The sequence below is a fragment of the Streptomyces sp. DSM 110735 genome, assembly GCF_016482685.1.
GTDB lineage: Bacteria > Actinomycetota > Actinomycetes > Streptomycetales > Streptomycetaceae > Streptomyces.
In genome coordinates, this window is record NZ_JACYHF010000010.1 from 100,525 (window position 1) to 114,241 (window position 13,717).

Annotated in this window: 6 protein-coding genes; 4 read left to right on the top strand and 2 right to left on the bottom strand. The window is 69.3% G+C overall.

The window, feature by feature from the left end; all coding sequences use genetic code 11:
- Positions 1-228: 228 nt before the first annotated feature.
- Genes IF655_RS17595 through IF655_RS17610 form a run of 4 tightly spaced genes read left to right on the top strand, consistent with a single transcriptional unit; the run spans position 229 to position 5,186 of the window.
- Complete coding sequence (locus IF655_RS17595; protein WP_199585760.1) at positions 229-1,170, top strand: phosphatase PAP2 family protein; 942 nt, start codon at positions 229-231, stop codon at positions 1,168-1,170.
- Entirely contained in the window at positions 1,103-2,263 is a 1,161-nt protein-coding gene (locus IF655_RS17600; protein ID WP_199585867.1) for a hypothetical protein, read from the top strand. The genes IF655_RS17595 and IF655_RS17600 overlap by 68 nt, the downstream gene beginning before the upstream one ends.
- Positions 2,254-3,852 carry a hypothetical protein gene (locus IF655_RS17605; RefSeq protein WP_199585761.1) on the top strand — a complete coding sequence of 533 codons (1,599 nt, stop codon included), beginning with the start codon at positions 2,254-2,256 and terminating at the stop codon, positions 3,850-3,852. Before IF655_RS17600 ends, IF655_RS17605 begins: the two co-directional genes overlap by 10 nt.
- Positions 3,849-5,186, top strand: a complete 1,338-nt coding sequence (locus IF655_RS17610; protein ID WP_199585762.1) for an AAA domain-containing protein — start codon at positions 3,849-3,851, stop codon at positions 5,184-5,186. Before IF655_RS17605 ends, IF655_RS17610 begins: the two co-directional genes overlap by 4 nt.
- A gap of 1,133 nt (positions 5,187-6,319) precedes the next feature.
- On the opposite strand, the gene IF655_RS17620 is transcribed toward IF655_RS17610, so the two are convergent.
- The gene (locus tag IF655_RS17620; RefSeq protein WP_199585764.1) at positions 6,320-6,775 is read right to left on the bottom strand and encodes a DUF4240 domain-containing protein; all 456 of its coding nucleotides are present in this window, start codon (positions 6,773-6,775) and stop codon (positions 6,320-6,322) included.
- Positions 6,776-6,787: 12 nt separating this feature from the next.
- Positions 6,788-13,381, bottom strand: a complete 6,594-nt coding sequence (locus IF655_RS17625; protein WP_242488784.1) for an RHS repeat-associated core domain-containing protein — start codon at positions 13,379-13,381, stop codon at positions 6,788-6,790.
- Positions 13,382-13,717 lie beyond the last annotated feature (336 nt).

Consider the following 13,717-nt stretch of genomic DNA (forward strand, 5'->3'; position numbering starts at 1 on the left):
GGGAAGGGAATGCCAGGTGGCCGCCGGGGTAACGACAGCCCAGGTCCCTCCATCATCGCGCACCGGCGGGGCGGGCAACCCGGCGGGCGAGGACGGCGTCTTCCAGGGCTGAAGCGCCCCCGCGGGGCGGAGACCGGCACGTAAAGTGTCACGGCGCCCGACGGGGGCGCCGTACGCGCAGGGGCACAGGCCGTACGCGCAGGGGCACAGAAGGGGGAGGGCGATCGGATGCGGCAGACCGAGACACCGGGCACCGAGGCGGCGCCGCGACCCCGGTTGCGCTGGTGGACCGAACTGCCGCTGATCCTGCTGGTCTACGGCTGCTACTCGGCCGGCCGGCTCCTCGCGCGCGGGGACGTTTCCTCTGCCGTGGACCACGGTCTGGCGATCCTGCGGATCGAGCAACTGCTGCACCTGGACGCCGAGCACCCGCTCAACCGTCTGTTCACCCGCGAGCCCTGGCTCGGCGTGCCCGCGGACTTCTGGTACGCCTCGCTGCACTACCTGGTCACGCCCGCGATACTCGTCTGGCTGTTCCGCTCGCACGCGGCGCGTTACCGGGCGGCGCGCACCTGGCTGATGACGTCCACGTTCATCGGTCTGATCGGCTTCACGCTGCTGCCGACCTGCCCGCCGCGCCTGCTGCACCCGGGGCACGGCTTCACCGACACCATGGCGTACTACAGCTCGTACGGCTGGTGGGGCGGCGAGGCGAGCGCCCCGCGCGGCATGGGCGGCATGACGAACCAGTACGCGGCGATGCCGAGCCTGCACGTCGGCTGGGCGCTGTTCTGCGGCGTGATGCTGTGGCGTTACGGCCGCGGACCCCTGGCCAGGGCGGGCGCGGTGATCTATCCGCTGTTCACCGCGCTCGTGGTGATGGGCACCGCCAACCACTATCTGCTGGACGCGGTGGCAGGCGCGGCGGTGATGGGCGCCGGGCTGCTGCTCGCGCCGTACGTGCTGCGCGCGGCGGACGCGGTGAAGGCGCGGCTGAGCCTCGCCGGGGCGGCTCCGGCCGGTGTTCTCTCCCCCGTTGTCAGTGGCGGATGCCAGACTTCCGCGGGTGAGCGAATTCCACGGCAGCGCGAGTCTCGGGTCGATCCCCCGGCAGGACCGGACGCCTCCCCCAGCGGAGCGGGCGACGGCACTCCGGCACCGGCTCGCTGAGCTGCGCGGTCCCGAGGTTCCGGCCAAGCCCCTGGACGCCCGCGCCCTCGCGGCGCTCGCGTCCAACCCGGGCTGCAGCCGCCGCGCGATCCTGGACGGCGCCGGGGTGGACAAGGCGCGCCTGGCGACCGGTCTCGGCTCCCCCTCGGACTACGGCCAGTCCCAGTTCGCCCTGATCCGGGGCAACGTCTTCGAGGCGCGCGTGAAGGCGGACCGCGGCGCCGAGCTGCTGCGCCTCGCGCACGCCTGCTTCGACCCCGCCACCGAGCCCCCGGCGGGCGCCGCCGTGCCCGACCTGACCGCCGACGGTCCCAAGGGGCGTACGGCGCGTACGGAACTGGCGCTGCGCGAGGCGGCGGAGGCGGGCGGCTGGACGCTCCTGGACCACCCGATGCTCACCCTGGAGGTGGCGGGGGCGCCCGTGTACCTGGAGCCGGACGCGGTGGTGGTGCACCCGGACGGCGTGTGGACGGTCGTGGAGATCAAGTCGTTCCCGATGCTGGACGGTTCGGCCGACCCGTCGAAGGTGGGCGCGGCCGCCCGCCAGTCGGCGGTGTACGCGCTGGCCCTGGAGGAGGTCGCCGCCCGGCTCGACCCGGCGCTCCGGGTACGGCACGAGGTGCTGCTGGTGTGCCCGAAGGACTTCTCCAACCTGCCCACCGCGCGCGCGGTGGACGTGCGCCGTCAGCGCGCGGTGACGGCACGGCAGTTGACCCGGCTCACCCGGATCGAGGAGATCGCCGACACCCTGCCGGAGGGCACCTGCTTCGCCCCGGACCGCACGCCCGAGGAGCTGACGGCGGCGGTCGACGCGGTTCCGGCGACGTACGCGCCGGAGTGTCTGTCCTCCTGCGAACTGGCCTTCCACTGCCGGGAGCGCTCGCGCGCGTCCGGCGCGGTGACCCGGCTCGGACGACCCCTGCGGGCCGAACTGGGCGGTCTGCGCACGGTGGAGGAGGTCCTCTCGGCGGCGCGCGGCGAGAGCGGCGACCCGGACGACCCGGCGGTGGCCGCGCTGCGCCGGGCCGCCGCCCTGCGCGCGGAGGCGCTCGCGCACGCGGCGGCGGCGCGGGAGGTGTCCCTGTGTCCCTGATCGCGACCCTCGCCCGCCTGGAGGCAGTCGGCACCGGCGTGGCACAGCCGCTCACGACGGTCCGGCACCGTCATCTCTCCGACCGCCCGCTGGTGTTCGTGCCGCTGACCACCTCCGGTGAGGCGGGCGCCCCGCTCGGCGCGCTGGTCGGCACCGACCGGGACGCGCCGCGGCTGCTGGTCGTGCCCCAGCCGCGCGACCGCGACCTGCGCTTCGCGTTCCTCGCCGAACTGGCCGACGTCGTGCTGCCGTACATCGACTCCCACGCCGAGGCGGTGGAGGCGGCCGAGCGCACCGAGACCGACCCGGAGACCGGCAAGCGGGTCAAGGTCGAGGTCGACCTGTGCGCGGACGCGGCGCAGCTCGTCGTGCCGAGCCGGGCGGGCGTGGAGTACGTGCGCCTGCTGGGTCGCTCGACGCGTTTCCGGCGCACCGCCGAGCAGGAGCCGGAGGCGCCGAACCCGGCGCCGCCCCGGGTGCCGCTGCTCGGGCGCTGGCTGACCCACTACGGCGAGCGGGCGCGCGTGCCCGGCTCCTCGCTGCTGCTCGCGCTCACCGAGGTACTGTCCCGGCACTGGGCGACCGGGCAGAGCAGCCTGGAGGACCAGCATCTGGGCGCCCTCCTCGCCTGGATCGAGCCGCCCGCGGGCGGCTCGGGCGCCGAAGCCGCCTTCCGCGCGGAGCGCGAGCGGGACGCCCAGGGGCAGCTCACCTGCCCGCCCGCCGGTCCGGCCACCGACCCGGCGTTCGACAACAAGCTCCTCGCCCCGGCCATCGAGGCGTACGACCGCGCACGGACCGCCCTCGCCGCCGCCGAGGACCCGGTGGACGCGGAGGACCGCACGGCCGCCGTCACCCGGGCCGAGCACAGGATCCGCGAACTGGTGGAACAGGTCACCCGGCCCACCTGGGACGCGGTGTGGGACGGCCTCGACCTGCTGCGGGCGCTGCCCGAGGGGGCGCACGTCGAGGAGCGGTGGACGCGGGACCGCTGGTCGTTCACCGGTCACCGGGACCGGGTGCTGGCGGGCGAGCCCCCGCAGCCGCGCCGGGACGACGCGGTGACGGCGGCGAACAAGCTGGCCACGCGCGAGCGCGAGCAGTCCCGTCTGGAGGCGCAGGAGGCGCTGGACGATCCGCTGGTGATGGCGGGGCGGCGGCTGGCCGGGGAGGCGTTCGCGGGCGAGGTCGTCGACGTGGTCATGGCGTACAGCGAGGGCAAGCGGCCGAGCCCGCGCCCGCTGGTGACCGTGCGCACCGAGGACCGTCCGCATCTGGCGGAGCGCGCGAAGGCGTACCGCTCGCTGAACGGCAAGCCGCAGTCCGCCGAGTTCACGGGATACGAGGGCGACCCCGAGGAGGGGCTGCTCGTGCTGCGGATCACGGACAAGATGGGGCGGGGCAGGGAGCCCGAGGCGGGTTCGGTGCCGGAGAAGGGCGACCGGCTCTGCTTCACGCTCTTCGAGCACGAGCAGCGGGGCGGGGCGAAGCTCCCCGACCAGGAGGACACCCCGTGGACCCACGGCGGTCCGCCGGACGGGACCGTGACCGAGGCGCCGGACGCCATGACCGAGGAGGACGTGCTGTGACCACGGTGGACTTCGATCCGGGAACCGCCGCCGGGCGCGCCACGGACGCGATCCTCCACGACACCCTCAACGGCACCGAGCGGGGCGTGGTGGTGGACTCCCCGCCCGGCGCGGGCAAGTCGACCCTCGTGGTCCGCGCGGCGCTCGAACTCGCGGACGCCGGGCGCCCGCTGATGGTGGTGGCGCAGACCAACGCGCAGGTGGACGACCTGGTGCTGCGGCTCGCGGAGAAGAACCCCGACCTGCCGGTGGGCCGTCTGCACAGCAGCGACGCCGACGCCTACGACCGCTCGCTCGACGCGCTGGCGAACGTGCGCGCCTCCGCGAAGGCGGCGGACCTCGCCGGGCTCCCCGTGGTGCTGTCCACGGCCGCGAAGTGGGCGCATGTGACGGTGGACGAGCCGTGGCGGCACGCGATCGTGGACGAGGCGTACCAGATGCGCTCGGACTCGCTGCTGGCCGTGGCCGGGCTCTTCGAGCGGGCGCTGTTCGTGGGCGACCCGGGGCAGCTCGACCCGTTCTCTATCGTGGGCGGCGAGCAGTGGGCGGGGCTGTCGTACGACCCGTCGGCGTCGGCCGTGAGCACGCTCCTCGCGCACAACCCCCGGCTGCCGCAGCACCGGCTGCCGGTGTCCTGGCGGCTGCCCGCCTCGGCGGCTCCGCTGGTCTCGGCGGCGTTCTACCCGTACACCCCGTTCCGCAGCGGCACCGGGCACGGCGACCGCCGTCTGTCCTTCGCGGTGCCCTCGGACGGCTCGGGTCCGGACCGGGTGATCGACGAGGCGGCGGAGTCCGGCTGGGGTCTGCTGGAGCTGCCTGCCCGCCACACCCCGCGCACGGACCCGGAGGCGGTGCGGGCGGTGGCCCTGGTCGTACGCCGCCTGCTGGACCGGGGCGGCGCGGCTCTCTCGGAACGCTCCCCCGACCCGACCCCCCTGACCGCCGCCCGCGTCGCCGTCGGCACCGCCCACCGCGACCAGGCGGCGGCGATCCGCACGGCCCTGTCCGACCTCGGCATGACGGGCGTCACGGTCGACACGGCCAACCGCCTCCAGGGCCGCGAGTACGACGTCACGGTCGTCCTCCACCCCCTCTCCGGCCGCCCCGACGCCACCGCCTTCCACCTCGAAACCGGCCGCCTCTGCGTCCTCGCCTCCCGCCACCGCCACGCCTGCGTCGTCGTCTGCCGCGCCGGCGTCGACACCCTCCTGGACGACTACCCCTCCACAGAACCGGTCCAGCTCGGCACGCTGGTGAAGTTTCCTGACGGGTGGGAGGCGAATCATGCGGTGCTGGCGCATCTGGCGGAACACCGGGTGAGCTGGCGCCCCTGATCACAAAGTCCGCGTCCACCACGCCATGCCCTTACTTAGCCGGCATCACCCCCTGCTTGCAGTCGGCTGAGTTGGGCCCCTGGGTCAGGGACGATCAGTGTCACCGGTTCCTGACGGTTCAACCAGGCAGTGGGCCGACCCCAGCCTCTGCGTGTGGTGCATGGGCAAGCTCCCCACGTCCTCAGGAGGCACCCATCGAAGCAGCAGGGCTGGAGTGTCGTGCTAAGGCGAGGATTTCGGTATGGGATGCCGAGCAGCAAAGCTCCGAGAGCAGTTGCCGTCAACTCGGCCGGAAGCCCCGTTAGGCGACGCTCTACGCGGCCGAGATTGGCTAACGAGAATCAGGTGTCGGCCAAGGATCGAGTCCCGGATCGGAATACAGACAGATCAGTGGGCGATTCGCACAGACCGCCAATTCCAGGGAGTCTTCAAATGTGGAACCAAGCTCCCAAATCCAACCCATGCCAGCAGCAACCACCCTCCCCCCAGCTTCGACGAACACGCTGGAATAACTGAGCCATTCACCGATGGGAAAAGTCCCCACCGAGAACGCCCCTCCACCTCTGTTCCTAGACCACGCCGCCCTGATCCAGCGGCGAGGGGATCGAAATTGTAAGGCTCGTCATTACTGAAATTCGGACCGACTGGATTGACCGGCTCGATCGAGAGCCCACCCATCGCCGCGAGGATTTCCTCTGCCAATGGATGGGACCGGTACCCTTCACCCTCCAGCGGCACGACCCATTGACCTGGATCAACCTTCCTGCCTGCGCTCCATCCGGACACAACGAGCGCCCCAAGCAGATCCTCGCTGAGCGAGTCGAAGCGAATCAGGGACATCAGTTGATCTCCAGGTCTTCCGGCAGTCGGCCACAACGACCGCAGGGGTGAGCCGGTTCACCATGCCCATCCGTATTCGATGTCGGCATGGAGTTATTCCGCGTCCTTACCGTTTGTATGGTCCCACCCCTGATGGCCTCGGACCCCTCCGCCGCCTGCGCCTGAATTAGACAGTGCACCTCCGCGCATCCTCTTGTAGCTGTCGGGTTGCCGTCAAAAGACCCTGAAGGCCCGCCGGAACCATTCCGGCGGGCCTTCAGTACGTCCTCAGGTAAATCAAATCCCAGCAGGGATCAGTCGACCCATCCCTGAATGTTCGACCTCGACTCGATCGAGAAATAGCCCTCGACGTTCATCCTGGAGGCGGTCTTCCTTTCGTATTGCTCCGACGCGAGGTAGAGCAACCCCTCAGCCTCCTGAGCAAACGGCGCAACGAAGCGATCGAATCCGACACCAGAACTCAGGACATCGCCGTACGCCCTTTCTCCCGCCAAGATGCACGCGCATCGGGCATAAAGGAAGTGGTCGCTCGTCTGCGGGAGTTTCAAACCATTGGCAAGCACCACTGGCACCTCCGCCAGATCCCTCCTGTCGATCCGATAGAGCGACTCCCGAAGTCGCTCAACAAATCGAGTCAAGGCATCGGGCGTCATCACGCTGAGCTGCCCGGAGATCCGCTCCAGGGCAGAGTCGATCTCGCTCTCATCCTGGACGGAGCTTGAGCCGATGACCTTCCAGAAATCAGTCACTTCGAGCTGCTCCTACCAGAGTTCGAGTTGTTCGAATTTTTCGGCATCTTGCCTTTGCTCCAAGATTTTCTTGCCCGGCGACGCAATGTCATTCGACAGATCGACTCCCTGACCGCGCAGTTCTTCCATCCGGAGATGTTCGGCAACGAACAAGTCATCATTCGTTCCGCAAACGTGCGTACAGGTCGCATCTCCGCGACTCTTCAGGCGCCCACTGTCGATGTGATCCTGCAAGCGGTTATTGAAGTTCTTCGTCTTGCCGACATACGTCTTTCCGGGGTTCAGCTGATCCTCGAACTCGTAAATCCCTTGATTCTTGTTGCAGTTATGCACAAGAACCGGCGTGGCCCCCGCCAGCACATAGTACGTATGCAGCGTGCCGACAGTGAGGTCGTAAGTGATCCCGTGGTGGTGGAAGTTGCGGGCTTCCGTCACCGTGAGGGTGTGGCCGGCGGTGGTGCGGAGTTTTGTGCCGGGGGTGAGGTCGTGGGCCTCGGTCCAGCGGTGGTGGGTGGCGTCCCAGAAGGGGTGGTGCCAGGTGGTGGTGAGGGTCTGCTGCTTGGCGGGCTTGCGGGACGGGGGGCCGCGGGTGGGGGCCGTGTCCAGGGTGAGGGTGGTGAAGTCCTTGTCGGTGGTGGTGACGATGACCCGCTGGACCTTCTCCGGCGCGGTGATGCCCGTCTGCGGGTCGGTCGCGAGGACGGTGTCGCCGGCCTTCACCTTGCTGATCGGTATTGATGTGCCGTCCGCGCGTCTGACCTCGGTGGTGGGAGTGAAGCTGTGGGCGGCCTGCTCCAAGCAGCCCACCCCGTCCGAGCCCGCCTCTTCCGCCTTCGCCACCGCGCGTTCCGCGTCCAGCGCGTCGTCGGCCAGTTTCGCGGCTTCCTCGGCGTCCTTGACGGCGGCGTAGGCGCGGTCCAGTTCCCGCCAGATCTTGACCGCTTCGATGCCGACCTTGATGGCCTCGAATGCCTTGCCCCAGGGGACGAAGGTCAGGGCTGTGTTGATGCAGCCCATGACGTCGCCCTTGGTGAAGCAGTTGTAGGCGTCGGTGACGCCGATGACATCGGCCACCAGGCCGAGCAGTTGGTGTTTCAGGCCGGACGTCTGCTTCTTCGCCGCCGCGGCGGCCGCGTTCGCGGTGGCCTTGGCCCGCTGCGCCGCCTTGGCCTCGGCCTGCCGGTCGGACGTCTTGGTGCTGATATTGCCGCCACCTGTGCCCTTGCCCCCACCGAGCGCGTGGCCGTCGGTGCACTGGCCGTAGTGGCACATGGTGTGGTTCGGGCCGCCCGGGTCGACGGGGCCGGTCGTGACGTAGCGCTTGGGGTTGTTCTTGCCGGTTCCGGTGCCGCCGATGGGATAGCCGACGCCGCACAGGTCGGCCATGCACAGGCCGGAGGGGTCGGAGCCGGTGACCGGGGTGTCGTCGGCGTAGTCGTAGGCGTTCCAGGACTGCGGGTCGCTCGGGTCCAGCAGGGGGTCCGGGGCGAGGAAGCGGCCGATGGACGGGTCGTACTCACGGGCGCCGAGGTTGGTCAGGCCCGTGTTGTCGTCCTGGGTGCCCCCGACGTAGCCACGCTGCCCGGCCGTCCAGGTGCCGGTCGCGTCGCGGGACTCGCCGAAGGGCTTGTACTGCCGGCGGACCACCTGCTGGGTCTGGGAGTCGATGGCCAGGGTGCCGGTGCCCTGCCGGTCGGGGACGAGGTAGGTGTCGTGGCCGTCGGAGGAGTGGCTGGCCACTGTCTCACCGCCGAGGGAGATGTAGCGCACTCCGTCGCAGCTGGTGGCGTTCTTCTTGAGGGTGATCTCCTCGTCGCCCGTGTAGAGCGTGGTGGCGTCGGGGCTGCGGCGGAGCAGCAGATTGCCGTCGGCGTCGTAGAGGTACTTGGTGTCGCCGATCGAGCCCGTGGACGACAGCTCCGTGAGGTCGTCCTCGTCGTTGTAGGTGAGGGTGTCGGTGCCCGCCCGGGTGGTGCGGGTGGTGGCGTTGCCGTCCGCGTCGTAGGTGTAGGAGTTGGTGGTGTCGGAAGCCGCGTCGCCCGGTACCACCGTATCCACCTGGGAAACGGCGTGCGCCGGGCCCTTGCCCGCCGCGAAAGGCGTGTAGGTGGACGTCGCGTCGTGGGCGGTGTTGCCCGACGGGTCGTGGTCCACCTGGGTGCTCCGCGCACCGGTGGCGTCGTAGGACCACGACTGCCAGTACGGCGAGGGGCCGCCCACCGTCGTGGCGGAACCCGGCACGGGCGTGGCCGCGCAGTTGTCCGTGGCCGTCCATGCGGCCTTGAGCCGCTGCGCCCAGTCGTAGGTGAAGCACTGGGTGTCGGTCCGACCGGTCTCCAGCTTATCGGTGATCTTTGTGACGTTGCCGGAGGGCTGGTAGGTGTAGCCGGTCTGGTCAGCCATCGCCGCGCCGGACTGGGTGACGGTGGTGGAGCCGGTCAGGCGGTGGGTCTGGTCGTCGTAGGCCAGGGTCTGCTGGGCAAAGTTTCCGGACGTTCCGTAGGTGAACTGCTGCGGTTCGTCGAACTCGGTGTAGGTGAGTTTGTTGACGTACTCCCAGCCGGCGACACCGCCGACCGCGACAGGGCGGTCGAAGGAGTCGTAGGTGTAACCGACGGTCTCCTGCGGCAGTTTGACGGCAGCCGGGTCCTGGTCGGTGTACTTGCTCAGCGTTCCCGTGAGGTTGTACGTGTTCTGGTGGATGTAATTGCCCGCCAGCGCGCCCTCGGCCGACGGAACCACGAGTTCGGTGGCCTGCGTCCAGCCGTGGCTGTCGTAACCGAGAACCTTGTCCGAGTAGGCGGTGCCGCTGGTACCTCCCACGTAGCGGGTGGAGGAGGTTGGCTCACCCTTCTTCAGCGTGTCGTACGTCCATGAGGCCAATTCGTTGGCCGCGGACGGGTCGGCGCCGCCTGTGGTGTCGAACTCGGCCGTTTTGCGGCCCATCTCGTCGTACTGGTAGCTGATCGTCTTGTCGCGAGCGTCGGTCGTCGACAGCAGCTGGCCCGCGTTGTCGTACTTCGACGAGGACTGCCCGGCGTCGGGATCGTTCTGCGAAGTGCGGCGGCCCAGCAGGTCGTAGTGGCTGGACCAGGTGTGCCCCTGGCCGTCGTCCTGGCCGACCTGGTGCCCCGCCGCGTCATAGGTGTAGGTGACCGTGTCCGCATCACCGGTGGGTGAACTGCCGTGGTAGCGAAGCAGTTTGACCAGCTGGCCGTGGGCGTCGGTGTAGGTCGTGGTCGGAGTGTCGCCCGCAGGCGGGGTGACGTCCACCCGGTCGGAGCCCGGGTAGGCGGTCGTGGTGCGCCAGCTCTCGGTGGCGAAGTGGTAGGCGATGGAGGCGGTGGCCCGGCCCGCGCCGTCGTAGAGCGTGGCGGTCTGGGACGGTGTCTGCGAGTCCGCGGCGTCCACGAGGGTGTGGTCCGGGCTGCCGCTGTTGTAGTACGGGTCGGAGCTGGACACCGCCCAGCCGTGGCTGTCGTAGGCGGTGTCGGTGATGACCCGGCCGCCGTCCTGGGTCGCCGTCTGCGTCTCGCGAGGGCGCAGCATCGCGTCGTAGAGCGAGATCGAGGTGCGGTAAGTGTTGTTGCCGAGCAGGGTCTGGGTGGTGACCGTCGACGGAGCGCCGGGATTGAGGTCGTAGCTGTACTTGGTGTTGGGGTTGTTGCTGGTCGAGAAGCCCGGACTCCACACCGAGGTGAGCCGACCCAGCGGGTCGTATGCGCTGGTGGAGGAGTACCCGGCCGGGTCGGTGGTCTTGAGGTCCACGCCACGGCCCGGGTCGAGCGTGGTCGTGGTGGCGAAGCCGGCCGTCTGCCCGGTGACCTTCGGCTGGGTGACCTTGACAGAGGTCGGCGAAGCCCCGCTCACAGGGGTGTAGTCGGTGGTGGTGACGCGGTTGTCCGCGTCGGTCTCGGTGACCTCGCGGCCGTAGGAGTCGTAGGTGTTTTTCAGTGCCGTGATGTAGTGGATGGTGCCGTCGGAGGTGACCGAGTCGGCCTTCTGGACCATCGTCACGTCGCCCTTGGTAGGTACGGCGTTGTTGTCCGTGGAGTTGTCGAAGAAGGTCAGGTCGTCGCTGATCAGGTCCTTGGCGTAGTCAGGAGTCGAGGAGCAGGCGACCGAGACCTCCTGGACCCGGCGCGGGATCGGCAGCTGATTACCGGAGGCGTCCTTCGCGTACCAGGTACGGGTACATGTGTCGTCCGTACTGGTCGCGGTGTCGCCCTTGTCGTCCACAGCCGTGGGCAGACCGGTCGAGCCGTCGATCGTGTAGTCGATCTCCGTGGTCTGCTTGGTTCCGTCCGCCTTGGTGGTGACCGTGTGGGCCCGCTGGACGTTGGTACGACGCGCGACCAGCGCGTCCAGGCCCGCCTTCGTGCGGGACTGCGTGGCTGTCGCGGACGAGCTCCACGGGTCGGAGACGCCGTCCGACAGCAGGGCTCCGCCGTCACCGTTGAACGACTGTGACTCGAAGGTCTGGCCGGCGAGCCAGTCGGAGTCCTTCTGCGAGTCGTCACCCGCGCTGTCGTTGAGGGTGACACTGCGAGTGCCCGACGAGGTCTTGTCGCCGTCCATCCCGCGGAAGAAGATCTGCCGCGAAAGCGTGAGTTTCTCCGGCGAGGTACCGGTGCGGGTCTCGACCGTGCCGTAACCGCGCCACTGGTTCCACGTGCGGTACTTGGCCTGGGTGAGCGGGTCGTCGTTGAAGTGCCAGGCTGGGTTGCCCACGTACTTGTACGAGGTCTGGACAGGCAGGCCGCCGCCCGTGGGGTCCTCCGTGGTGACGGAGTTGACAACAAACTTGTTGAACCAGTCCAGCTGGGGCGAGGTCTGCCCCGGTGGTGTCCAGTACTGCGGGTAGCAGCGATAGGTGTTGTCGTCCTCGCTGGAGGGCAGCACGGTGGTGTCCGCGCGGTGGCACTGGGGGTCGCTGTAGTTGACCGCGATCACTTCACCGGACTCGGTGGTGATCGTGGTGAGCCGGTAGCGGGTGATCGGCTGGTAGCCGTCCAGGCCGTCCACCCTGTTGGCCAGCGCCTGCCCGTCGAAGGTGATCGCAGGCAAGGCGAGGCTGCCACCGTCCTTGCCGGTGCGGGTGATGGACTGGAGCCAAAGCGACGGGGTGGTGGTGTCCCCGGTGGTGGGGAAAGTGTGATTGAGGGACCAGGCGTCCACGTCGCTGTAGGTGGTGCCGACCAGGACCTGCGTACGGATGCCGGTCAGCCGCTTGGTGGTGAAGAACGCCGGGCCGTGGTTGTCGCAGCTGCCCGAAGAGGCGCACACCTGGTCGACGGGGACGTCCGGCCAGTGCGAGGCGTTGGCCGACGTCATCTTCGAGGCCGCGCAGTCGAACCCGGAGTCGGGAAGGCAGCGTTCGGCCGTGTCGAAGAACACCTGAGCGGCGGCGGGCGCGGTGCTGTCGTAGACCTTCCCGTCCAGCTGCCCGTATTGGATCTTGGCCAGATAGCCGCTGCGGGTGAACGGGGTCGGGGTGGTGGTGTTGTCCCGGCCGTAGTAGTCGGTCTCCGGCGAGTACCAGTAGCTGATGGCATTGCCGTGCGGGTCGACCGTGTAGTCGAGGTTCCAGCGGTAGCCCTGCTGGCACCAGGAGTCGGCGAACGTTGAGGCGTGGCACGGCTCACCCGCGTCGTTGCCGTACACCGGCGTGGTGAAGACCGAGTTGGTGGTCGCGTTCCCGGAGGTCCAGCCGGGGAGGCGGTTGCGGCCGAAGTAGTACTTGGTGCCGTCGGCGGTGGTGACGACGAAGTATTCGTTGTCGTTGTCGCCGTTGACCGTGTCGGTCTTGACCTCGACCTTCTCGCCGTTGTCGCCCTGGGGGTGCCAGGTGTTCGTGGCGTCGTCGTGGACGAGCGTGTTGGACCCCCCGTTCAGCGACAGGGTGAGGGTGTCGACGTCGTCCGACCAGCATTCGTCGGAGGTCTTCGGGGAGCCTCCGGTCGCGTCGTCGGCGCAGGACGCGTAGCTGCGCTCGACGAAACCCGGCTCGTAGTCCCAGCCGTCGCCGACCCAGGAGGACTGGGCGTTCGTCGACGAGGTGCGACCGTCCACGCTCTGGGAGCCGTAGTCCAGCGAGATGCTCGGCGCCAGGCTGCCGGGGACGTCGGGTACGGAGATGGGGTAGGAGTAGGAGAAAGCTCCGGTGGAGCCGCCGGCCGACCACTGGCCGGACGGGGCGAGCGAGGTCGCGCCGTAGGTGCCGCCACCGCCCGAAGCGCCGGCCACTGCCGCCAGCACCATCGGGGAGGCGGTCGCGGAGTCTGAGGTCGTCGCGTGTGCAGTGTTCTTCGTGTCCGGCAGCTGAATGGCCGCGGTCACCTGCTGCCGCTTCGCGTCATTGGCCGAGGGGAGTGGGGTCTCCTTGCGGCAGTGAGCGGCACTCGGCGTGGTGAGGGCACAGGCCGGCAGTTGGACGAGGTGCAGGCGCGTGGCCCAGTCACCACCGTAGGCGCCCTTGAACGCCGAGTAGTCCAGGCCGACTTGGGCACTTCCACCCGCCGTGGCGGTCTGGGGCCGCACGGTGAGGAGCACCCCGCGCACTCCCAGATGCCGGGCCGCCGACTGCCCTGGCAGGGAGATGCGCAACCGGGTACCTGCGGCCGCCCGGTGGGCACCCTTCGTCGCCGGGGCGACGACGACGGGCAGATTCCCCGCCCGGGCCTGCGTACCAGACCGCGCATCCGCCTTCTTCGGGGCGGCCGCCGGCAATGCCGCATCGGCTTCACCTGCTCGGGGCCAGGTTCTCCGGGCGTCTTTCGCATTCCAGCGCGTCATGTGCGGGCGCTTGACAGGGCGCCCCTTGACGCGCGTGACGGGAACGGATTTTTCCCTGCCGGTTTTGACGAGGTAACTGTGTTTGGCCACCCCGGCGGCAAGCGCCGGAGTGGCCACGGAAAGAGGCACCAGGAGCGCCATGAATGT